Genomic DNA, 21,664 nt, shown 5'->3' with positions numbered 1-21,664 from the left:
CTCCTCTTCAAAGAGAAGGCCCCTAAAGAATCAACCTTTCCACTCAACGCAAGACTTACTCTTACTCATATGCGATTCCCCTGCCGCAAGGGGGGAGATTGGCAGCTTCAGCATCGGTGCTCACTTTACAACGTCAATGATTGGCGAAAGCAGAAGCGACATCCGATCTCCCCCCTTGCGGGGCCCGCAAGGGGGAGATGTCCGGCAGGACAGAGGGGGGTGTGAAGGATCGCCGCGAACGGCATTGGTCCCGTCTTGCTTAGCCAGCCGCAACCTTCAGCCACAGCGCCTTCTCGCCCAACGTCGCGACCATGCCGGCGTGCGCGGCGCGCTCGGCTTCGGTCAGGCGGAGCGGCAAGGATGCCGGGCGCTGGCTGATGATGATCTCGATCTGGCGGACGTTCTCGCGGCCTTGCGCCGGCGCGGTGGCGCTGTCGAGGATGAGGGCTGCCTGCTTGCCGCCGATCAGCTCGATATAGACCTCGGCCAGCAATTCGGAATCGAGCAGGGCGCCGTGCTTGGTACGCTTCGTGTTGTCGATGCCATAGCGCCGGCAGAGCGCGTCGAGCGAATTGGGGCCCATCGGATGCTTGCGGCGCGCCAGCGCCAGCGTGTCGACGACAACACCGTTGTCGATGAGGGGATGACCGAGACGGCCGAATTCGACATTGAGGAAGCCGACATCGAAGGTGGCGTTGTGGGCGACCAGCTTGGCGCCTTCGGTGAAGTCCAGCCATTCCTGCGCAATCTCAGCGAAGGTCGGCTTGCCCGCGAGGTCCGCGGCGCTGATGCCGTGCACGGCCTGCGCCTCGGCGTGGATCGCACGTCCTTGCGGGTTGATATAGTGGTGGAAGGTCTTTCCGGTCGGAAAGCGGTTGACCAGCTCGACGCCGCCAAGCTCGATCACGCGGTCGTCGCGCGAATCGAGGCCGGTGGTTTCGGTGTCGAAAATAATCTCACGCATCGAATCAGTCGCTCCAAAGGAGCAGAATCGTGAGACCGGAACAAAATGGCAATGGGTATGCTGACGCGGTGGTGTCAGGAGTGCACCTTATCCCCGGAGAGTTCGGCAATGATGGCAGCCACGGCGGCGCGGGCGGAGCCCAATCCCTGGCCGGTATCGACGACGAAGTCGGCCAGCTTGCGTTTTTCCGCATCTGGCACCTGCCTGGCCAGGATCGAATCCAGTTTTTCCTCGGTCATATCAGGCCGCGCCAGAACGCGTTCTCGCTGGATTTCGGGTGGCGCGGTGACGACGACGACCTTGTCGACGCGGTCGCTGCCGCCGGTTTCGAACAGCAGCGGAATGTCGAGGACGGCAATCGGCGCGCCGGCGGCACGATGACGCGCCAGAAAAGCGTCGGCGTCTGCGCGCACCAGTGGATGGATGATCGCTTCCAGCCGCTTCAGGGCGGCGGCGTCACCGAGAACACGCGCGCCAAGCTTTGCCCGATCGACTACGCCGGCGGATGTGGTGCCGGGAAAGGCCGCCTCGACAAGGGGCGCGGCCTTGCCGGCATAGAGGCGATGCACCGCCTCGTCGGAATCATGGACCGGCACGCCGGCCTCGACGAACATCTTGGCCGTGGTCGACTTGCCCATGCCGATCGAGCCGGTGAGGCCGAGCACGATCATGGCTTCGGTACCAGATCGGCAACGATGAGCGCGCGGAGCTCAGCCGTCACCTGCGGCCTGATGCCGAACCAGCGCTCGAAGCCGGGCACCGCCTGATGCAGCAGCATGCCGAGGCCGTCGACGGCCTTGAGGTTTCTCGCGCGGGCCGCCGCAAGCAGCGGCGTCTCCAGCGGCACGTAGACGATGTCGGTGACGACGGCGTGGTCGGGCAGCAAAGCGGGATCGGCGGACAGGCCTTCATTGCCATGCATGCCGAGTGCGGTGGTGTTGACCAGCAGGCCAGCATCGGCAAGCAGTTCACCGGTCGCCGCCATGCCATGTGCCGAAACGCCGGCGCCGAAACGATCGCGCAATTCCATAGCCCGGGCGAGCGTGCGGTTGACGATGCGGATGTCGTCAACGCCACGCTGCTTCAGCGCATGGATGACGGCGCGCGACGCGCCGCCGGCGCCGAGCACGACCGCCGGGCCGTTGCTCGCCCAGCCCGGCGCATGATCGTCGAGGTTGGCGGCAAAGCCGTGCGCATCGGTGTTGCCGCCCCACAAGATGCCGTCCTCGAACCACAGCGTGTTGACGGCGCCGATGTCTTGCGCCGCCTGGTCGCGGTTGTCGGCCAGCGCGAAAGCCGCCTCCTTGTGCGGGATGGTGATGTTGCCGCCGCTATAGCCGTTGGCCTGCAGCGTCTTCACGAACCCGGCAAAGTTTGCCGGCGCGACATCGATCGCCTCATAGCTGCCGTCGATGCCATGCTTGGCCAGCCAATATCCGTGGATCTTCGGCGAGCGCGAATGCTTGATCGGGTGGCCGGTAACGAAGGCCTTCCTTGTCGCCTCAACCATCGATCGCTCCGAGCGTGCGCAGTTCGGCCAGCAGCGGCAGCAGCGGCAGGCCGACAATGGTGAAATGGTCGCCCTCGATCTTGTCGAACAGCTGGATGCCTTCGCCTTCGATCTGGTAGGCGCCGACGCTTCCCAGCGCCTTGGCACCGACGCGGGCGAGATGGCGGCCGATGAAGGCTGGGTCGAGCTTGCGCATGGTCATCGAGGCGATGCCGACATGTCGCCACAGCACCGCGCCGTCGCGGACCAGCACGGCGGCGCTGTTCAACTGATGGGTCTTGCCAGACAGCGCCAGCAAATGACGGCGCGCGCCTTCCCTATCGGCCGGCTTGTGGAACACCTCGTCGCCGAGCGACAGCGTCTGGTCGCAGCCGAGCACCAGGGCGCCCGGCCTGCGCTCGCTGACTTCGGTGGCCTTGGCCTCGGCCAGCACCAGAGCGACATCTTCAGGCGAGACACCGCTATCCTGCATAGGCGCCTCGAGCGCCCGCTCGTCGACCTCGGCCGGAACCGCCTCGACGTCGACGCCGGCATTGACCAGCATCGCCTTGCGAAACGGACTGCCTGAAGCGAGGATGATTTTCTCGGTCATTTTCTTTCGCCTGGTTGATCGTCGTTGACCGCCGCAGTGCACAGGGTTGCCAAAGGTTGGCGGGACAGCGCCCCCCTCTGTCCTGCCGGACATCTCCCCCTCAAGGGGGGAGATTGGATGTAGGTTCGGCTTTCGCCAATTTTTAACGTTGAACAGAAGGTGCGGCCCCCGAAGTCGCCGATCTCCCCCCTGGAGGGGGAGATGCCCGGCAGGGCAGAGGGGGGTGCGAAGGATCGCGACGTTTCAGACACTATCTCAAGCCTGTGGTTGCGCACGGCTCCAACTATCTATTCTTCCCCCTCAGGGCAACGATCGCAGCCGCCGTTTCCTCTATCGAGCGGCGGCTGACATCGATCATCGGCCAGCCATGTCGCGTACAGATCTGGCGGGCATAAGCGAGCTCTTCGCTAATAGCGGCGCGGTCGACATAGTCCGATGCCTCGTAAGAACTGCTGGTGCCGAGGAGGCGGTTTTGCCGGACATGCGAGATGCGCTCGGCGGTGGCGACCAGCCCGACGATCAGCGGTGTCTTGGCGTTGACCAGGCTTTCCGGCACCGGCACGCCGAGCACGATCGGGATGTTGGCGGTCTTGATGCCGCGGTTGGCGAGATAGATGCTGGTCGGCGTCTTCGAGGTGCGCGAGATGCCGATCAGCACGACATCGGCATCGTCCATGTTGAGCGGCAGCTGGCCGTCATCATGGTCCATGGTGAAATTCAGTGCGTCGATGCGGCGAAAATATTCGGCATCGAGAACATGCTGGGCGCCGACGCGGCGGCCGGCCGGCGTGCCGAGATAGGACTGGAACACGGTCAGTACCGGCTCCAGCACCGACACACAGGGCAGCCCCATCGTCGCGCAGCGCTCGTCGATGCCGCGCGCCAGCTTCTGGTCGACGACCGTATAGAGAATGATGCCGGGCTCTTCCTCGATGTCCTCGAACACTTTCGCTACCTGCTTTTCGGTGCGGATGAGCGGATAGATATGCTCGATGGCGCGCGCATCCTTGTATTGCGCCGAAGCCGCCCGGCCGGCGGCGAGCAGCGTTTCGCCGGTCGCGTCGGAAATCAGATGCAGATGGAAGAAGCTTTGGGGTTTGTTCACAGGGGGGTCACCTGGGGCTGTGGGCATCTGTGGATAGAGCGGGATGAAAAGACGGGCCGATCGGACGCGACTGTATCAGAAGGTGGTTTGTCCACAATTCGTTGCTCTGTCAGCTTCGCCGGGCGGCTGGGGACAAATCCGGGGACGGCTTTCCCTGCCTCTCGCCTGTCCACAGGGCGGGCTTTTCCCCACGTCTCGTAACGCTTTGACTCCAGAGGCGGATTCCTGTTCGTCCCCAGAACCCTGCAGTTTGGAAAAAGAAGCACGCGACAATATGTTGGCTGGTGTTTTCCGGGGCAAAGCGGGACAGGTGACAACCACCAGAACCAACAGACTCTTAGAATCAGAAGAATCTTAGATATAAGAATCTTTGATTATAGAAGAGGCTGGGAGAAGCGAGCGCTCGATGCCCCCGAACCGGATCATGCTGGACGTGCTGAAGGGCAAGGCTCACTTTCCGCCTCCGCTCTGGATGATGCGTCAGGCCGGGCGCTATCTGCCGGAGTATCGGGAGACACGCAGGCGTGCCGGTTCCTTCCTGGATCTCTGCTATGACCCAGACCTTGCCGTCGAAGTGACCTTGCAGCCGATCGAGCGTTTTGGTTTCGATGCATCGATCCTGTTCTCGGACATCCTCGTCGTCCCGCATGCGCTTGGCCGCGACGTCCGCTTCGAAGAGGGGCGAGGGCCGCTGCTGACGCCGATCACGGCGCCGGAGATTGCGGCTCTGGAAAGCAAGCTGTTTCACGTGAATCTCGAACCGGTCTACGAGACGGTTCGCCGGCTGCGGGCCAAACTGCCAGACGAGACGACCCTGATCGGCTTCTGCGGGGCACCGTGGACGGTGGCGACCTATATGATCGCCGGCCATGGCACGCCCGACCAGGCGCCGGCCCGGCTTTTTGCTTACCGCGAGCCGGCGGCCTTTCAACGACTGCTGAAAGTGCTCGCCGATCATTCGGCCGCCTATCTCATCCGTCAGATCGAGGCCGGCGCGGATGTGGTGCAGATTTTCGATTCCTGGTCAGGGGTGCTCGACGGCGCCTGCTTTGAACAGTTCTGCGTGCAGCCGGTGGCGGTGATCGTCAGGCAAATTCGGGCCGTTCATCCCGATGTTCCGATCATCGGTTTTCCCAAGGGCGCCGGCGCCCGCTACCAGACCTACCGCCAGAAGACCGGCGTAACGGGGCTGGGGATCGACTGGACGGTGCCCCTGGAGGCGGCGAAGGATTTGCAGCGCCTAGGTGCGGTTCAGGGCAATCTCGATCCCTTGCGGCTCGTGGCAGGCGGCAAGGCACTGTCCGACGGCGTCGAAGCGATCCTGGAAGCGCTGGGAGAGGGGCCGCTGATCTTCAATCTCGGCCACGGCATCACGCCGGAGACGCCGATCGCCCATGTCGAGGCGATGGTGAGACAAGTGCGGAGTGCGACACGCTGATGGCCGAGATGAAGAACGCGAACAGCACCGGGCAGGCGATGATGCGCATGACGATCAGTATCGCGGTGCTGGTCGTTCTCACCGGGCTTTTGTATCTCGCGGCGCCCAACAGTTTTTATCCGTGGGCCAAGGCGATCCATATCCTTGCCGTCATCTCGTGGATGGCCGGCATGCTCTATCTGCCGCGGCTGCTGGTCTACCACGCCGATGCCGAGAAGGGTTCCGTGCAGTCGGAGACCTTCAAGGTGATGGAGCGGCGCCTGCTGCGCGGCATTGTCAATCCGGCGATGATCGTCACTTGGGTATTCGGTCTCTGGCTCGCCTGGAAAGGCTTTGGTTTCGAGGGCGGCTGGCTGCACGCCAAGATCGGGGCGGTGCTTCTGCTGTCCGCCGTTCATGGCTACCTGGCCGGCGCTGTGCGCAAATTCGCCGAGGACCGCAACGAAAAGCCCGCCAGGCACTGGCGAATGGTCAACGAGATCCCCACATTGCTGATGATCGCCATCGTCATTTTGGTTGTCGTCAAGCCGTTCTGACGCTTGTCGCGCAAGGGTGGTCCCCGGCTTTGGGACAATAGCTGCATGATGCGCTGCGGGCCTTTATCGGGTCTCGCAAAACGCAGCTTGCTCTTTCAACCGACCGACGATAAAAGACGGGTCTTCCTTCCCGTCATGCGCCGCCCCTCAGTGTCTTCGGCCGCGCCCGGCATTTGTCGCATCCCGCCGATATTTTCCCAAAGCTTACCCAGACTCCATCTATTCAAGGTCCGTCTATGCAAGAAATGAAACTCGCCGAGTTCAAGAACAAGAAACCGCCAGAGCTGATCGCTTATGCCGAATCGCTCGAGGTCGAGAACGCCAGCGTCATGCGCAAGCAGGAACTGATGTTCGCGATCCTGAAAAAGCTGGCTGCCCAGGACGTCGAGATCATCGGCGACGGCGTGGTCGAGGTGCTGCAGGACGGTTTTGGCTTCCTGCGCTCGGCCAACGCCAATTATCTGCCAGGTCCCGACGATATCTATATTTCACCGTCGCAGATCCGGCGCTTTTCGCTGAAGACCGGCGATACGGTCGAAGGGCCGATCCGCAGCCCGAAAGAGGGCGAGCGCTATTTCGCGCTGCTCAAGGTCAACACGATCAATTTCGACGATCCAGAAAAGATCCGTCACAAGATCCACTTCGACAATCTGACGCCGCTCTATCCGACCAAGCGGCTGAAGATGGAGATCGACAATCCGACAACCAAGGATATCTCGGCGCGCGTGATTGACCTGGTCGCGCCGATCGGCAAGGGCCAGCGCGCGTTGATCAATGCGCAGCCGCGTACCGGCAAGACCGTTCTCATGCAGAACATCGCCCACTCGATCACCGCCAACCATCCGGAATGCTATTTGATCGTGCTTCTGATCGACGAACGGCCGGAAGAAGTGACCGACATGCAGCGCTCGGTGAAGGGCGAGGTGATCTCGTCGACCTTCGACGAGCCGGCTGTTCGCCACGTGCAGGTCGCCGAAATGGTCATCGAAAAGGCCAAGCGCCTTGTCGAACATGGCCGCGACGTCGTCATTCTGCTTGATTCCATCACCCGCCTCGGTCGCGCCTACAACACCGTGGTGCCGTCATCCGGCAAAGTGCTGACCGGCGGTGTCGACGCCAACGCGCTGCAGCGGCCGAAGCGCTTTTTCGGTGCGGCGCGAAACATCGAGGAAGGCGGTTCGCTGACCATCATCGCCACCGCGCTGATCGATACCGGCAGCCGCATGGACGAAGTCATCTTCGAAGAGTTCAAGGGCACCGGCAACTGCGAAATCCAGCTCGACCGCAAGGTGGCCGACAAGCGCATCTATCCGGCCATGGACATATTGAAGTCCGGCACCCGCAAGGAAGATTTGCTGGTTTCCAAGCAGGACCTGCAGAAGATCTTCGTGCTGCGCCGCATCCTGGCGCCGATGGGAACCACCGATGCGATCGAGTTCCTGATCGACAAGCTCAAGCAGACCAAGACCAACGCGGATTTCTTCGATTCGATGAATACGTAGGAGTTTACCCTCCCCCTTGTGGGGAGGGTCGATCCGCGCAGCGGAGCGGGGTGGGGGTCAGCACCGAAGTTGGCGATTTACCCCCGCCCCGTCTCACGATCCATGCTTCGCTACGATCGCGAGCCGACCCTCCCCACAAGGGGGAGGGTGTCACCTCAACAGCTTCTCCAACTCCCCAGCATCCGTAACCACCGGCAGGCAAACCTGTCCCGTACAGAACCACGCACCCGCCTTGTCGGTCGGCGGCAGGATTCCGCCGGGCAACATGGGTCGATTCGCAGCCGTACCGATCGCCGCGACAATATCCACGCGACGTGGATCCGGGCTTCGATTCGCAACCGGAACGAGCTTCGGGTCGTCCAATGCATCGATGATGACCAGCTTGAGCGGCTCGATGGCCAGCGCGCAGGCATTGACGATGCCGGCCTGGCCATAGGCCTGATGCGCAGCGCGGCCGGCAGCGTGCTCGGCGATCTTCCAGGCTTTCTCCTGCAGGTCGAGATCGCCGGTGACGGACGCCAGCCGGACCAGCGCTTCGATGATCTGGCCCGTCGCTGACGGGATGGCCTCGTCGACATCGCCCCGGATGCGGATCGGCACGTCGGCGCTGTCCGAAGCGGTCAGGTAATAGCCTGTTCCTTCGGGATCAGCGTGCCACAGGTCCAACTGTCCGATGAACCGGCTAGCCTGGTCGACATAATTCCAATCGCCGGACGCTTCGAACAACGAGATCGCCGCATTGCTCATGGCGGCGTAGTCGCTGGACAGAGCAGGGAACAATTTCCTGGCGCCGAGCATCGAATGCGGCAAGCGGCCGTCGCGGCTGGCGGCGCTGATATGGGCAAAGGCCTTTGCCGCCGCGTCGATCCAGTCAGGCCGGGCCAATGATCGACCGGCCTCGGCAAGCGCTGCAATCATCAGGCCGTTCCAGTCGGTGAGCGTCTTTGCATCAAGGCCGGGCCTGACCCGCTCTTCCCGCACAGCGAGAAGTTTCGCCTTGAGCGGGCTGAGTTTTTCACGCTCGATGACGCTTTGCGATTGCTGGGAGCGGGTTTGGTGGACAATTGGCTTGCCTTCCCAGCCATGCGGGCTCGACAGCGTGAAGTATTTGAAAAACAAGGTAGAATCGTCGCCGAGAGCGTCTTCAACCTCTTCCCTGCTCCAGGTGTAGAACAGCCCTTCCACGCCATCGCTGTCGGCGTCGAGACTGGCGGCAAAGGCGCCGCCGTCGACGCGCATTTCGCGCAGCAGCCAGTCGACCGTCTCTTCGATTCGTAGCCGGAACAATTCGTTGCCGCTCGCCGCATAGGCCCAGTTGCAGAAGCGGATGGACTGGGCGTTGTCATAGAGCATTTTTTCGAAATGCGGCACCAGCCATTCGGCATCGGTCGAGTAGCGGCTGAGCCCACCGCCAATATGGTCGTAGATGCCGCCGCTCAGCATTTGTTCGAGGCTGAGCAGGACGTCGTCGCGATGGCTGGCATTGCCGTCGCGCAGCCAGGACAGCCAGAGCGTGAGCATGAACGGGGCATTGGGGAATTTCGGCGCGCCGCTAAGGCCGCCAAGATCGCGGTCGACCATGCCGTCGATGCCCTTGGCAAGTTCCACCAGCGCATCCCGGTCGAGTGCTGTCCTTGCATGCGAACCGGCGAGCCGCGCCTCGACATGGGCCGTCAGGCCGTCGGCGCTCTGGTTCAGGCTTGCCCTCTTCTCGCGCCACGCCTTGTCCACCGCCTGCATTACCTGGATGAAACCGGAGCGGCCATAGCGCGGCTCGCGAGGGAAATAGGTGCCGCCCCAGAATGGCTTGCCGTCCGGGGTCAGGAACATGGTCAGCGGCCAGCCGCCTTGCTCGCCCATGGAGGAGAGTGCGGCCATATAGATCTGGTCGATGTCCGGGCGCTCTTCGCGGTCGACCTTGATATTGACGAACAGACGGTTCATGACGGCGGCGACGTCGTCGTTTTCAAAGCTTTCATGCGCCATGACATGGCACCAGTGGCAGGCGGCATAGCCGACCGAGAGCAGGATCGGCCTATCCAGCGCCTTCGCCTCCTCGAGCGAAGCCGGCGACCAGGCCCGCCAGTGCACGGGATTGCCGCTGTGCTGCTTTAGATAGGGGCTGGCTTCTTCGGCAAGCAGATTTTGTGCGGGTAGCGTCACGATCGCAAACTCGGTTGGGAGTAGTCATATGGACGTAGGGCGGTTCGGCAAAGCGGGCAAATGATTTCAGGCGAATCCATCGTTGCGTTATCAAGCGGTCGACTGCCGGCGGGCGTCGCCGTCATCCGCATTTCCGGCTCGCAGACTCGATTCGTGATCGAAACGATTGCCGGCACTATGGTTAAGGACCGCTCGGCGGTTTTGCGCAGGCTGCGGGCACCCGACGGGACAGTGCTGGATACGGGCCTGGTCGTTTTCTTTCCCGGACCGGCCAGTTTTACCGGCGAGGATGTCGCGGAATTCCACGTTCATGGCGGACGCGCCGTGGTGGCTGCGATGCTGGAGGTAATCACCAGTTTTGACGGCGTCAGGCACGCCGAACCCGGTGAATTCACGCGCCGCGCCTTTCTTAACGGCAAGGTCGACCTGGTCGAGACCGAGGCACTGGCCGATCTCGTCAATGCCGAGACCGAGGCGCAGCGGCGCTTCGCGGTGCAAAATGCCGAGGGCGCCCAGAGTGAACTCTATCTTGGCTGGCGGCGAAGGTTGATTCATGCCCGGGCCATGATCGAGGCGGAGATCGATTTTGCCGATGAGGACGATGTCCCCGGTTCCGTTTCGGACACGGTCTGGTCCGATGTCCGGACGATGATCGGCGAAATCGACAGCCACATTGCCGGATTTCGCGCTGCCGAAATCATCCGTGACGGCTTCGAGGTGGTTATCCTTGGTGCGCCTAACGCCGGTAAGTCGAGTCTGTTCAACGCCCTGGCGCGGCGGGATGCCGCTATAGTAACGGATGAACCCGGCACGACGCGCGATCTGCTCGAGGTGGTGCTCGACCTGGGGGGGATTCGAGTCCGGTTGGTCGACACCGCCGGCCTGCGCGATGCGCCGGGCAAGGTCGAGGCGATCGGCATCGAGAAGGCCAGAGCCAAGGCACATGGGGCCGACCTGTTGCTGCTGCTGCAGGACGTCGCGGACCCCAGGCCCATCGGTTCGTTGCCGACCGGTGCGCCGAGCTTGCGGGTCGGCACAAAGCTCGATCTGCTGGATAGTCGCGCGGCAAGCGACGCGGCCGCGAACTATGATCTTGTCATCTCGGTGAGGGCCGGGACCGGCGTGGAGGCATTGCTGGCGGAAATCGGCCGTCGCGCCGCTGAGGCGACCGGCAGCGCCGGCGATATCCTTCCATCGCGTCTGCGCCATGTCGAGTTGCTTGGTGAGACCAACCGCCATCTGCTTCGCGCCACCGACAGCCTGGCTGTCGGACAGGAATTGCGCGCCGAGGAACTGCGGCTCGCCGCCGATCGCCTCGGCCGAATCGTCGGCGCCATCGACGTCGAGGACATGCTGGACGTGATTTTCTCGCAGTTCTGCATTGGGAAATGACTCACGTGAAACCGTGGGCCTCGAACAGGAGTTGGTTTCTGGCGCAGAGGCCTGACGGCGCTTGCGGACTGCACGCGTTGGCAATTGGCGGAAACGCTTAACGTCTCGTCATCCTCGGGTCTGCGCTTCCGCTTCGCTCCCGCTCCGCCCGTGGATGACGAAAGTTGGCAGGGCTCCAGCGAACGGCCTCACTGCAAATGACTCACGTGAAACACCGCTGCAACTCCCCGCCATCTTGTTTCACGTGAAACTCGCTGCGGAGTTTTCTTGACAGCACCGCCCCACGGGGACATGTGTCCCTCATCATTGAGTCTGGGAAGTTTGTTATGACCAATCACTATGATGTGGTTGTGGTGGGCGGCGGCCACGCGGGGTGCGAGGCGGCGGGCGCGGCTGCGCGCGCCGGGGCCAAGACCGCGCTGGTCACGCTGCGGTTCGACACGATCGGTGTCATGTCCTGCAATCCGGCAATCGGCGGACTCGGCAAGGGCCACCTGGTTCGCGAGATCGATGCCCTGGACGGCCTGATGGGCCGGGTGGCGGATGCTGCCGGGATCCAGTTCCGCTTGCTCAATCGCCGCAAGGGTCCTGCGGTGCGCGGACCCCGCACGCAGGCCGACAGAAAGCTCTATCGCCTTGCCATGCAGGAAGCGATTCGGCAGCAGAACGATCTCGACGTGGTCGAGGGCGAGGTCTTGGACTTCGAGATCGCCGGCGGGCAGATTGCGGCGGTTCTCCTGGCCGACGGCCGGCGGCTTGTCTGTGGCGCGGTCGTTCTGACGACCGGAACCTTCCTGCGCGGGCTCATCCATATCGGCGAGACGAAGATCGTCGCCGGCCGGATGAACGAGCAGGCGAGTCTTGGCCTGTCTGCGACGATGAACCGGGCTGGTTTCAAGCTCGGACGTCTGAAGACCGGTACGCCGCCGCGGCTCGACGGTCGGACGATCGATTGGGCGTCGCTGGATAGCCAGGCCGCGGATGAGGATCCGGTGCCGTTCTCGCTGTTGACGGACCGCATCGAGACACCTCAGATCGACTGCGGCATCACGCGCACGACGACGGCCACACATGAGTTGATTCGCCTCAATCTCGGCCGCTCCGCCATGTATTCCGGTTCGATCGAAGGGGTCGGGCCGCGCTATTGCCCTTCGATCGAGGACAAGATCGTCAAGTTCGGCGACAGGGACGGGCACCAGATCTTCCTCGAGCCGGAAGGGCTCGACGACGATACCGTCTACCCCAATGGGATTTCGACTTCTCTGCCTGAAGATGTGCAGCTCGACCTGTTGAAAACCATTCCGGGGTTGGAGCGCGCCACCATGCTGCAGCCCGGCTATGCCATCGAATATGATCATGTCGATCCGCGCGAGCTGCACCAGACGCTGGAGACAAAGCGCATCGGTGGCCTCTTCCTAGCCGGCCAGATCAACGGCACGACCGGTTATGAAGAGGCGGCCGGGCAAGGCTTGCTCGCCGGCCTCAACGCGGCGCGGCGCGCGTCAGGCAGCGAGCGGATCGTGCTCAGCCGCACTGAAGCCTATATCGGCGTGATGGTCGACGACCTGACCAGCCGCGGCATCAGCGAACCCTACCGGATGTTCACCTCGCGTGCCGAGTTCCGGCTGTCGCTGCGCGCCGACAATGCAGATGAGCGGCTGACACCCCTGGCTGGGAAACTGGGCATCGCCTCGACGCAGCGGATGCAGCGCTATGGGGCTGTCATGCATCGCCTCGATGACGCGCGGGACCTGGCTCGCTCGCTCACCCTGACCCCCAATGAAGCGGCGCGGCACGGGCTGGAGGTCAACCGGGATGGCGTGCGCCGGTCCGGCTATGAATTGCTGTCCTATCCCGATGTCGATGTGGCCTGGCTGGCCGGTGTCGATTCGCGGTTTGCGGAAATCGACGGCAAGACGGCGGAACGCCTCGAAACGGAAGCCAAATATTCGGTTTACCTGGATCGGCAGAAGACGGATGTGGCGCAGATCAGGCATGAGGAGGGCCGGCTGATCCCGGAGGCGGTCGATTTCGCGGGCGTACCAGGCCTGTCCAACGAGTTGAAGCAGAAGATCCAGGCGCGGCGGCCGCGCTCCATCGCCGACGCCCAGCGCATGGAAGGCATGACGCCGGCGGCGCTGGCGATCATTGTCGCGCATGTTCGCCACGCGGAGAGCGCCCTGCGTCCACAAAGGGATGTTGCGTGACTTCTTCTTCATGGAAGAGCCTGCAGGACGCGGCAGGCCCGGTTTCACGTGAAACATTCGATCGGCTGGTGGCATTCGAGCAGATGTTCCAGAAATGGAATCGCAGCATCAATCTCGTTGCGCAATCGACGGCTGGCGATGTCTGGCAGCGTCACATCCTGGACAGCGCGCAGTTGGCGCGAATCGAGCCCTATGCGACGCGCTGGGTAGATCTGGGGTCTGGCGGCGGATTTCCCGGCCTTGTCATGGCTTTCCTGCTTGCCGAGCGTGACGGCGCCAGCATCGATCTGGTTGAAAGCAATCGCAAAAAGGCATCGTTCCTGCAGGCCGTCGTCGGGCAGTTCAGCCTGCCGGCGCGGGTCGTGGCGCGCCGCATCGATGACAGCCATGCGCTTGTTTCGGCACCGCAAATCGTCACGGCACGGGCACTCGCCTCGCTTTCGACCCTGCTGGACCTGTCGGCGCCATGGCTGATTTCAGGTGCGCGTGGCCTGTTTCACAAAGGCCGGGATTACCGCGCCGAAGTGGAAGAAAGCGTTCACCGATGGTCCTTCGATCTGGTAGAACATCCAAGTGTGACCGACGCCAGCGGCGGCGTCATTCTCGAATTGTCGAACTTGCGACCTGTCTGATCTGCTCCAGGCGACCCGAAGCGACCCGAAATGAATTTCTGGCATAGACCCATGATGAAGAGTGGCCCCCGAATCATCACCGTAGCCAACCAGAAGGGCGGCGTCGGCAAGACCACTACCGCCATCAACCTGGCGACCGCGCTGGCCGCGATCGGCGAAAAGGTCCTGATCGTCGATCTCGATCCGCAAGGCAATGCCAGCACCGGCCTCGGCATCGACCGCAAGGATCGGACGGTCTCGTCCTATGACGTGCTGACGGGCGAGCTGGATCTGGAAGCCGCAGCGATCCCGACAGCCGTGCCCGGCCTGTCGATCGTGCCGTCGACGCTCGACCTGCTTGGCATTGAAATGGAAATAGCCTCGGCGCCGGACCGGGTGCTCAAGCTGCGCAATGCGCTGCGCGCCGCGACCGAGCGCGGGGCACCGTTCGGCTATGTGCTGATCGATTGCCCGCCTTCGCTCAACCTTTTGACGTTGAATTCAATGGCGGCGGCCGATTCCGTTCTTGTGCCGCTGCAGTGCGAGTTCTTCGCGCTGGAAGGCCTCAGCCAATTGCTGGAGACGGTCGAGCAGGTGCGCCGCTCGATCAATCCGGACCTTATTATCCAAGGCATCGTGCTGACCATGTATGACGGCCGCAACAATCTCGCCAACCAGGTGGTGCAGGATGTTCGCGCGCATATGGGCGACAAAGTCTATGAGACCATCATTCCGCGCAATGTGCGGGTGTCAGAGGCGCCGTCCTACGGCAAGCCGGCTATCCTCTACGACCTGAAATGCTCGGGCAGCCAGGCCTATCTGCAATTGGCGTCGGAAGTGATCCGCCGCGAGCGTAAATTGCGCGCCGCTTGATGAGATCGGATGCATAGTTAAAGTCGGTTCGAGGCCGAAACGATCGCTTTTTGGATATACGGGACTTTGGAACAAAGATGAGCGACGACCTTTCGAGAAAGAGACTGGGCCGTGGGCTGGCAGCGCTGATCGGCGAGATCGACCGTCCGGCAGCACCGGAAAAGCCGGGCATGAGCGCCGACGGCAAGGTGCCGATCGAATTCCTGACGCCAAACCCGAAAAATCCGCGGCGGCATTTCGGCGACGCCGAACTGACGGACCTTGCCCAGTCGATCCGAGAGCATGGCGTGGTCCAGCCGGTGGTGGCGCGGCCTTCGCCGACACAGGCCGGCCGCTACGAGATCATCGCCGGCGAGCGGCGCTGGCGTGCGGCACAGCGCGCCGGCCTGTCCGAGATCCCGGTCATCATCCGCGAGGTCAATGACCGCACGGCGCTGGAACTGGCAATCATCGAGAATGTCCAGCGCACCGACCTCAATGCGGTCGAGGAAGCGCTTGGTTATCAGCAGCTGATCGACGAGCACGGCTACACCCAGGCCGATCTCGGCCAGGTGATCGGCAAGAGCCGCAGCCATGTCGCCAACACGCTGCGGCTGCTCAAGCTGCCGGACGTGATCCGCGACATGCTGGTCGACGGCGAGCTGTCGGCAGGGCACGCCCGCACGCTGGTGACGGCGGAAGATCCGGCCGGCCTTGCCAAGCGCATTGTCGAAGAGGGGCTGTCGGTTCGCCAGGCCGAAGCGCTGGCGCAGATGCCGGCCGGCAGCAGCAGCACGAAAGAGGCCAGTCCGGCGCCGAGCCCGGAGCAGAAAGACCCCGACACGCTGGCGTTGGAAAAGCTGTTGACGGATACGATCGGCATGATCGTGTCCGTGGAACACAAGGGCAAGGGTGGCGTGCTGCGCATCGCATATCGGTCTCTGGAGCAGCTTGATGAGCTGTGCCGCAGGCTGAAGCAGGAGCGGTAGTTAGCCGGCGAATTGTCAGCGGCACGAGCATGACTGGCGATTGCCGGTCTTCTCTCTTTGCAGCGTTGGTGATTGGCGAAATCGGCGAAGCCGCGAATCTCCCTCCTTGAGGGGGAGATGGCCGGTAGGCCAGGGGGGGTCGCCTCACATTAAGCGCCGACGCCCTTGCGGAAGCAAAGAAGAGGTCGGCGCCTCACGTCAGGCGACCCCCTCTGTCGCCTTTGGCGACATCTCCCCCTCAAGGGGGGGAGATCAGGCGCGCTGCGCCAATCGGCTGCTTTCCACCGCAATGCCAAGCAGCGCCTGTCGCGCTAGCGCGACGGAAAGATCCGGCCGCCGGCGCGTCTGCAGGACCGCCGTCTGCAGCCGGATCAGCGCGCGGCCGAGCGCGTCGGTGCTCCAGCGCTCCAGCGCCTTCTCCACCAGCTTGCGGCGCGAGAAAAACACCGGAGGGCGGGCGGCGGCAACGACGGAAGCCGCATTGCGGCCGCCCGAATCCATCTGGCCGCGCATGGCCTGGATCTGCTGCAACTGCCGCATCGCCGAGGACAGAACCAGGAAGGGCTGTCCGCCGGACTGGCAATGCCGGGTAAAGGCGGTGTCGAAGTCGCCGATCTTGCCTTCGAGCAGCGCGTCGACCGCGTCATCGAAAGACGCGCCGGAAACGTCACCCGACATCGCCTTGACCTCTTCAAGCCCGATCTCCTGCTGGCCATGGGCGTAGAGCACGAGCTTCTCGATCTCGCCGCGCGAGGCCAGCCGATCGCCCCCGAGATTGCGGCGCAGCGCCTGTCTCGCCTCCATGGTCATCGACATGCCGGCCTTGCGGAGCTCGTCGTCGATGACGGCGTCGATGTCGCGGGCTTCATCGGCATAGCAAGGCAAAGCCATGGCATTGTCGGCAGCCTCGACGATGGCGCGAAGCCCGACGCCCTTCTTCAGATCGCCGGCCTCGATGAGAATGATCGCATCGCGTGCCGGCTCTGCCGTCAGCGCCTTGACGTCGTCGGCCAGCGCCTTCTGGCCGCTGGCATTGCGCACCCAGAGCAGGCGCCGATCGGAAAACATCGGCACGGTGCGGGCTTCGTCGAGCAGCCGGCCCGCGTCACGGTCGACCTCCGAGCCTTCGAGCCGGACCACCGAGAAGGGATCGTCGAGCGGCAGGCCGGTCTTGCCGGCAAAAGCCTTCGCGCGCTCCGAGACGAGGCCGCGGTCGGGGCCATAAAGCAGGATAATGGAGATGCGCTGGTCCGGCCGCGCCAGCCAACCATCGACCTCGTAAGCTTTCTTCTGTGCCATGGCGGGTTGGTTAGCACAGGGCGGGGTCGGCGTGAACGGGGCTGCGGTGGCTGGGGCAAAGGATGGTGCGCGTAATCTCCCCCCTCGAGGGGGAGATGGCCGGCAGGCCAGAGGGGGTCGGTTCGACCGGATGCGACCTCCTTGCGGCAGATGGAGGTTGGCGCTTCACGTTGGGCGACCCCCTCTGTCGCCTTCGGCGACATCTCCCCTCGAGGGGGGAGATAGCCGCTTCGCCGCTTTCGCCTACTATCAACGCTGCAAGGTGAGTATTCACCCACCGACTTGCCTTATCTGACCGCTAACCCAGCCCAACCTTCCCCCTAATTGCGCGCCACACCCCAACATCGACAAGAAATTTCGCAGACATATCTACATCTTGGTGCTGGGGAGGCTGCATCGGCCGGCGCGGCCGGGACTGAAGGCTTGCCCGACGAATTCGCACTGGCCGTGCAGATATGCAACTATCGGCGCCAGGCAACATTGGAGGACTTGGTCATGGCCGATGCTGGGATGTTGCGGTTTCACGTTCCGGAGCCGGAAGTGCGACCGGGCGGAACGCCTGACTTTTCCAATGTGCCGATCCCGAAGGCCGGCTCGGTGCCGCGCCCCGAAATCTCTGTCGATCCGCGCACCATCCGCGATCATGCTTTCTCGATCATCCGCGTGCTGAACCGCACTGGCGAGGCCGTTGGGCCCTGGGCCGGCCTGCTTTCCAGCGACGAGCTTTTGGCCGGCCTGCGCCACATGATGACGCTCAGGACCTTCGACGCGCGCATGCAGATGGCGCAGCGCCAGGGCAAGACCTCGTTTTATATGCAGAATCTGGGCGAAGAGGCGGTGTCCTGCGCCTTCCGCAAGGCGCTGGCGCCGGGCGACATGAATTTCCCGACCTATCGGCAGGCCGGCCTGCTCATCGCCGACGGCTATCCGATGGTCACGATGATGAACCAGATCTATTCCAACGAGGCCGATCCGCTGAAAGGCCGGCAATTGCCGATCATGTATTCGTCGAAGGAGCACGGCTTCTTCTCGATCTCCGGCAATCTGGCGACGCAGTATATCCAGGCGGTCGGCTGGGCGATGGCCTCGGCCATCAGCAATGATTCGAAGATCGCCGCGGCCTGGATCGGCGACGGCTCGACGGCCGAGTCCGACTTCCATTCGGCGCTGGTGTTCGCCTCCACCTACAAGGCACCCGTCGTGCTCAACGTCGTCAACAACCAGTGGGCGATCTCGACTTTCCAGGGCATCGCGCGCGGGGGCTCGGGCACGTTCGCGGCGAGGGGCCTCGGCTTCGGCATCCCGTCGCTGCGCGTCGACGGCAACGACTATCTCGCTGTCCATGCGGTCGCCAAATGGGCGGCGGAGCGTGCGCGCAGCAATCTCGGGCCAACGCTGGTCGAATATGTCACCTACCGCGCCGGCGCGCATTCGAGCTCGGACGACCCCTCTGCCTACCGCCCAAAGACCGAATCCGACGCCTGGCCGCTCGGCGACCCGATCGTGCGGCTGAAGAACCATCTCATCGCGCTCGGTGTCTGGTCGGAGGAGCGGCACACCCAGGCCGAGGCGGAAATCCTCGACACGGTGATCACGGCGCAGAAAGAAGCGGAAAGCCACGGCACGCTGCATGCCGGCGGCAAGCCTTCGACGCGCGACATGTTCGAGGGCCTCTACGCCGAAATGCCGCCGCATCTGCGGCGCCAGCGCCAGCAGGCGGGAGTCTGAGCCATGCCGAGACGCACCATGATCGAGGCGATCCGCGACGCCATGGACGTGTCGATGGCGCGCGACAGCAAAGTCGTCGTGTACGGCGAGGATGTCGGCTTCTTCGGCGGCGTCTTCCGCTGCACGCAAGGCCTGCAGGCCAAATACGGCAAGAGCCGCTGCTTCGATGCGCCGATCAGCGAATCCGGCATCGTCGGCTCGGCCATCGGCATGGCCGCCTATGGCTTGAAACCGTGCGTGGAGATTCAGTTTGCCGACTACATGTATCCGGCATACGACCAGCTGACCCAGGAAGCGGCGCGGCTGCGCTACCGCTCCAATGGCGATTTCACCTGCCCGATCGTGGTGCGGATGCCGACCGGCGGCGGCATTTTTGGCGGCCAGACGCACAGCCAGAGCCCGGAAGCGCTGTTCACCCATGTGTCGGGGCTGAAGACCGTGGTGCCGTCCAATCCGCATGACGCCAAGGGGCTGCTGATCGCGGCGATCGAGGACCCGGACCCGGTGATCTTCCTGGAGCCGAAGCGGCTCTACAACGGTCCCTTCGACGGCCATCACGACCGGCCGGTGACGCCATGGTCGAAGAATGCGCTCGGCGAGGTCGCCGACGGCCACTACACGGTGCCGCTCGGCAAGGCGGCGATCCGCAGGCCAGGGTCAGCCATCACCGTGCTCGCCTATGGCACCATGGTCTATGTCGCGCAGGCCGCCGCCGAGGAAACCGGCATCGATGCCGAGATCATCGATCTCAGGACGTTGTTGCCGCTCGACCTCGACAGCATCGTGGCTTCGGTGAAAAAAACGGGACGCTGCGTCATCGTGCACGAGGCGACGCTGACGTCGGGCTTCGGCGCCGAGCTGTCGGCGCTGGTGCAGGAAAACTGTTTCTACCATCTGGAAGCACCTGTGACGCGGGTCGCCGGCTGGGACACGCCCTATCCGCATGCGCAGGAGTGGGATTACTTCCCCGGCCCCGCCCGCGTTGGCCGCGCTCTCATCGAAACCATGGAGGCCTGAGATGGGCGAGCACATCATCAAGCTGCCCGATGTCGGCGAGGGTGTCGCCGAGGCCGAACTGGTCGAATGGCACGTCAAGGTCGGCGACATCGTGCGCGAGGACAGCGTGCTCGCCGCCGTCATGACCGACAAGGCGACGGTCGAAATTCCGTCGCCGGTCGATGGCGAAATCCTGTGGCTGGGCGCCGAGATCGGCGACACGGTGGCAATCGGCTCGCCCATCGTGCGGCTGAAGGTGGCGGGCGAGGGCAATGTGGGGGGTGCGGCGCCGGCAAAAGTCACGGCTGAGAGTACCCCCGCCCCTAGCCCCTCCCCACAAGGGGGAGGGGGACGCGTTTCAACCACGAAGGCCGACGCCAAGTCAGCCACGTCCAAGAATGCGCCAAGAATTACCGGCGCCAGGGAATCAGATACCCGCTTACGGGCGGCCGAGACAGAATCCCCCTCCCCCTTGTGGGGAGAGGCTAGGGGTGGGGGTACTGCGCCGACGTCCAGAGTTGTCGGGCCCACCGGCGCGCCGCGTCCCGAAGGTGAAAAGCCGCTGGCGTCGCCGGCTGTTCGCCTGCGGGCGAAAGAGGCCGGCATCGATCTGCGGCAGGTTGCGGGAAGCGGCCCGGCCGGCCGCATCGGCCATGAGGACATCGAGGCTTTCCTGGCACACGGTCCGCAGGTCGCCAGGGGCCTCGCCCGCAACGACGCGGTCGAGGACATCAAGGTGGTCGGCTTGCGGCGCAAGATCGCCGAGAAGATGATGCTGTCGAAATCGCGCATCCCGCACATCACCTATGTCGAGGAGATCGACGTCACCGCGCTGGAGGAGCTGCGCGCCGCACTCAACAAGGAGAAGCGCCCGGGCGTGGAGCGGCCGAAGCTGACGCTGCTGCCGTTCCTGATGCGGGCGATGGTCAAGGCGATATCGGACCAGCCCAATCTCAATTCGCTGTTCGACGACGAGGCCGGCATTATCCACCAGCATGGCGGCATTCATATCGGCATCGCCGCGCAGACGCCGTCGGGGCTGGTGGTGCCTGTGGTCAAGCATGCCGAGGCGCGCGACATCTGGGAGTGCGGCGCCGAGATCATCAGGCTGGCCGAGGCGGCCAAGTCGGGCACGGCAACCCGCGACGAGCTGTCCGGCTCGACCATCACCATCACCTCGCTTGGCGCCATGGGCGGCGTGGCGACGACGCCGGTCATCAATCATCCGGAAGTGGCGATCATCGGCGTCAACAAGATGATGGTGCGGCCGGTGTGGGACGGCACCCAGTTCATCCCGCGCAAGATGATGAACCTGTCGTCCAGCTTCGACCATCGCGTCATCGACGGCTGGGACGCGGCGGTGTTCATCCAGCGCATCAAGACGCTGCTGGAAACGCCGGCGCTGATTTTTGTGGATTGAGGGCGGAGATGTCGGCGGGACAGCGCCCCCCTCTGCCTTGCCAGGCATCTCCCCCTCAAGGAGGGAGATCGGCAGCTTCGCCATCCCCGCCTCTCTCTAAGTTTTGGAGATTGGCGAAAGCCGAGGTGACATCCAATCTCCCCCCTCGAGGGGGAGATGGCCGGCAGGCCAGAGGGGGTCGGTACGACTGGACGCGACCGCCTTGCGCGACAGATGCAGGCAGGCGCTCTACGCCCGGCGACCCCCTCTGTCGCCTTCGGCGACATCTCCCCCTCGAGGGCAGGGCTATCGCATATGAGTAAAGAGGCTAAGCAGGTTTTGATCGGCCCATCGTGCCTTGAGTCGTTTGTGGCTGAGCGG

The 21,664-nt window shown here is 63.5% G+C and carries 18 protein-coding genes; 11 read left to right on the top strand and 7 right to left on the bottom strand.

What is annotated here, in order from left to right; translation table 11 throughout:
* Window positions 1–259: 259 nt before the first annotated feature.
* The 5 genes from dnaQ to NKJ90_RS31660 all read right to left on the bottom strand — a co-directional run bounded on the left by dnaQ (window position 260) and on the right by NKJ90_RS31660 (window position 4,171).
* Window positions 260–964, bottom strand: a complete 705-nt coding sequence (gene dnaQ / locus NKJ90_RS31680; RefSeq protein WP_023763024.1) for a DNA polymerase III subunit epsilon — start codon at window positions 962–964, stop codon at window positions 260–262.
* A gap of 74 nt (window positions 965–1,038) precedes the next feature.
* Complete coding sequence (coaE, locus tag NKJ90_RS31675; protein WP_023763023.1) at window positions 1,039–1,635, bottom strand: dephospho-CoA kinase; 597 nt, start codon at window positions 1,633–1,635, stop codon at window positions 1,039–1,041.
* Entirely contained in the window at window positions 1,632–2,474 is an 843-nt protein-coding gene (locus tag NKJ90_RS31670; RefSeq protein ID WP_023763022.1) for a shikimate dehydrogenase, read from the bottom strand. The genes coaE and NKJ90_RS31670 overlap by 4 nt, the downstream gene beginning before the upstream one ends.
* Window positions 2,467–3,066 (bottom strand): Maf-like protein, encoded by a 600-nt coding sequence (locus NKJ90_RS31665; RefSeq protein WP_023763021.1) that lies wholly within the window; start codon window positions 3,064–3,066, stop codon window positions 2,467–2,469. Before NKJ90_RS31665 ends, NKJ90_RS31670 begins: the two co-directional genes overlap by 8 nt.
* A 283-nt stretch (window positions 3,067–3,349) precedes the next feature.
* Entirely contained in the window at window positions 3,350–4,171 is an 822-nt protein-coding gene (locus NKJ90_RS31660; protein WP_023763020.1) for a pyruvate, water dikinase regulatory protein, read from the bottom strand.
* 406 nt (window positions 4,172–4,577) lie between these two features.
* Between NKJ90_RS31660 and hemE the strand changes: the two genes are divergently transcribed.
* The 3 genes from hemE to rho all read left to right on the top strand — a co-directional run bounded on the left by hemE (window position 4,578) and on the right by rho (window position 7,647).
* Complete coding sequence (gene hemE, locus NKJ90_RS31655) at window positions 4,578–5,609, top strand: uroporphyrinogen decarboxylase (RefSeq protein ID WP_023763019.1); 1,032 nt, start codon at window positions 4,578–4,580, stop codon at window positions 5,607–5,609.
* The gene (hemJ, locus tag NKJ90_RS31650) at window positions 5,609–6,145 is read left to right on the top strand and encodes a protoporphyrinogen oxidase HemJ (protein WP_023763018.1); all 537 of its coding nucleotides are present in this window, start codon (window positions 5,609–5,611) and stop codon (window positions 6,143–6,145) included. Before hemE ends, hemJ begins: the two co-directional genes overlap by 1 nt.
* Window positions 6,146–6,381: 236 nt before the next feature.
* On the top strand, window positions 6,382–7,647 hold the full coding sequence (rho, locus tag NKJ90_RS31645; RefSeq protein ID WP_031261426.1) for a transcription termination factor Rho: 1,266 nt from the start codon (window positions 6,382–6,384) through the stop codon (window positions 7,645–7,647).
* 150 nt (window positions 7,648–7,797) lie between these two features.
* Here the strand turns inward: rho and NKJ90_RS31640 are convergent, their stop codons facing one another.
* Window positions 7,798–9,810 (bottom strand): thioredoxin domain-containing protein, encoded by a 2,013-nt coding sequence (locus tag NKJ90_RS31640; RefSeq protein ID WP_352487617.1) that lies wholly within the window; start codon window positions 9,808–9,810, stop codon window positions 7,798–7,800.
* A 60-nt stretch (window positions 9,811–9,870) separates the two neighbouring features.
* On the opposite strand from NKJ90_RS31640, the gene mnmE reads away from it, so the two are divergent.
* The 5 genes from mnmE to NKJ90_RS31615 all read left to right on the top strand — a co-directional run bounded on the left by mnmE (window position 9,871) and on the right by NKJ90_RS31615 (window position 15,861).
* Window positions 9,871–11,202, top strand: coding sequence for a tRNA uridine-5-carboxymethylaminomethyl(34) synthesis GTPase MnmE (gene mnmE, locus NKJ90_RS31635; RefSeq protein ID WP_023763014.1), 1,332 nt, complete (start codon window positions 9,871–9,873; stop codon window positions 11,200–11,202).
* A gap of 326 nt (window positions 11,203–11,528) precedes the next feature.
* Window positions 11,529–13,409 carry a tRNA uridine-5-carboxymethylaminomethyl(34) synthesis enzyme MnmG gene (gene mnmG, locus NKJ90_RS31630; protein WP_023763013.1) on the top strand — a complete coding sequence of 627 codons (1,881 nt, stop codon included), beginning with the start codon at window positions 11,529–11,531 and terminating at the stop codon, window positions 13,407–13,409.
* Window positions 13,406–14,041, top strand: coding sequence for a 16S rRNA (guanine(527)-N(7))-methyltransferase RsmG (gene rsmG / locus NKJ90_RS31625; RefSeq protein ID WP_023763012.1), 636 nt, complete (start codon window positions 13,406–13,408; stop codon window positions 14,039–14,041). Before mnmG ends, rsmG begins: the two co-directional genes overlap by 4 nt.
* Window positions 14,042–14,092: 51 nt before the next feature.
* Complete coding sequence (locus tag NKJ90_RS31620) at window positions 14,093–14,893, top strand: ParA family protein (protein ID WP_023763011.1); 801 nt, start codon at window positions 14,093–14,095, stop codon at window positions 14,891–14,893.
* A 77-nt stretch (window positions 14,894–14,970) separates the two neighbouring features.
* Entirely contained in the window at window positions 14,971–15,861 is an 891-nt protein-coding gene (locus NKJ90_RS31615) for a ParB/RepB/Spo0J family partition protein (RefSeq protein WP_023763010.1), read from the top strand.
* A 252-nt stretch (window positions 15,862–16,113) separates the two neighbouring features.
* Here the strand turns inward: NKJ90_RS31615 and holA are convergent, their stop codons facing one another.
* Complete coding sequence (gene holA, locus NKJ90_RS31610) at window positions 16,114–17,160, bottom strand: DNA polymerase III subunit delta (RefSeq protein ID WP_023763009.1); 1,047 nt, start codon at window positions 17,158–17,160, stop codon at window positions 16,114–16,116.
* 495 nt (window positions 17,161–17,655) lie between these two features.
* Here holA and NKJ90_RS31605 point away from each other — a divergent pair, with 495 nt between their 5' ends.
* The 3 genes from NKJ90_RS31605 to NKJ90_RS31595 are packed head-to-tail and all read left to right on the top strand — an operon-like array spanning window position 17,656 to window position 21,304.
* Window positions 17,656–18,888, top strand: a complete 1,233-nt coding sequence (locus NKJ90_RS31605; protein WP_031261424.1) for a 3-methyl-2-oxobutanoate dehydrogenase (2-methylpropanoyl-transferring) subunit alpha — start codon at window positions 17,656–17,658, stop codon at window positions 18,886–18,888.
* Window positions 18,889–18,891: 3 nt separating this feature from the next.
* Entirely contained in the window at window positions 18,892–19,905 is a 1,014-nt protein-coding gene (locus NKJ90_RS31600; RefSeq protein ID WP_023763007.1) for an alpha-ketoacid dehydrogenase subunit beta, read from the top strand.
* A gap of 1 nt (window position 19,906) precedes the next feature.
* A complete protein-coding gene (locus NKJ90_RS31595) occupies window positions 19,907–21,304 on the top strand; it encodes a dihydrolipoamide acetyltransferase family protein (RefSeq protein ID WP_023763006.1) in 1,398 nt (465 codons plus the stop codon).
* The last annotated feature ends 360 nt before the right edge of the window (window positions 21,305–21,664 follow it).

This window comes from Mesorhizobium sp. M0051 (assembly GCF_040323235.1).
Lineage (GTDB): Bacteria > Pseudomonadota > Alphaproteobacteria > Rhizobiales > Rhizobiaceae > Mesorhizobium.
Note: the sequence above shows the minus strand (reverse complement) of the source record. Positions and strands in the feature narration are given on the sequence as shown.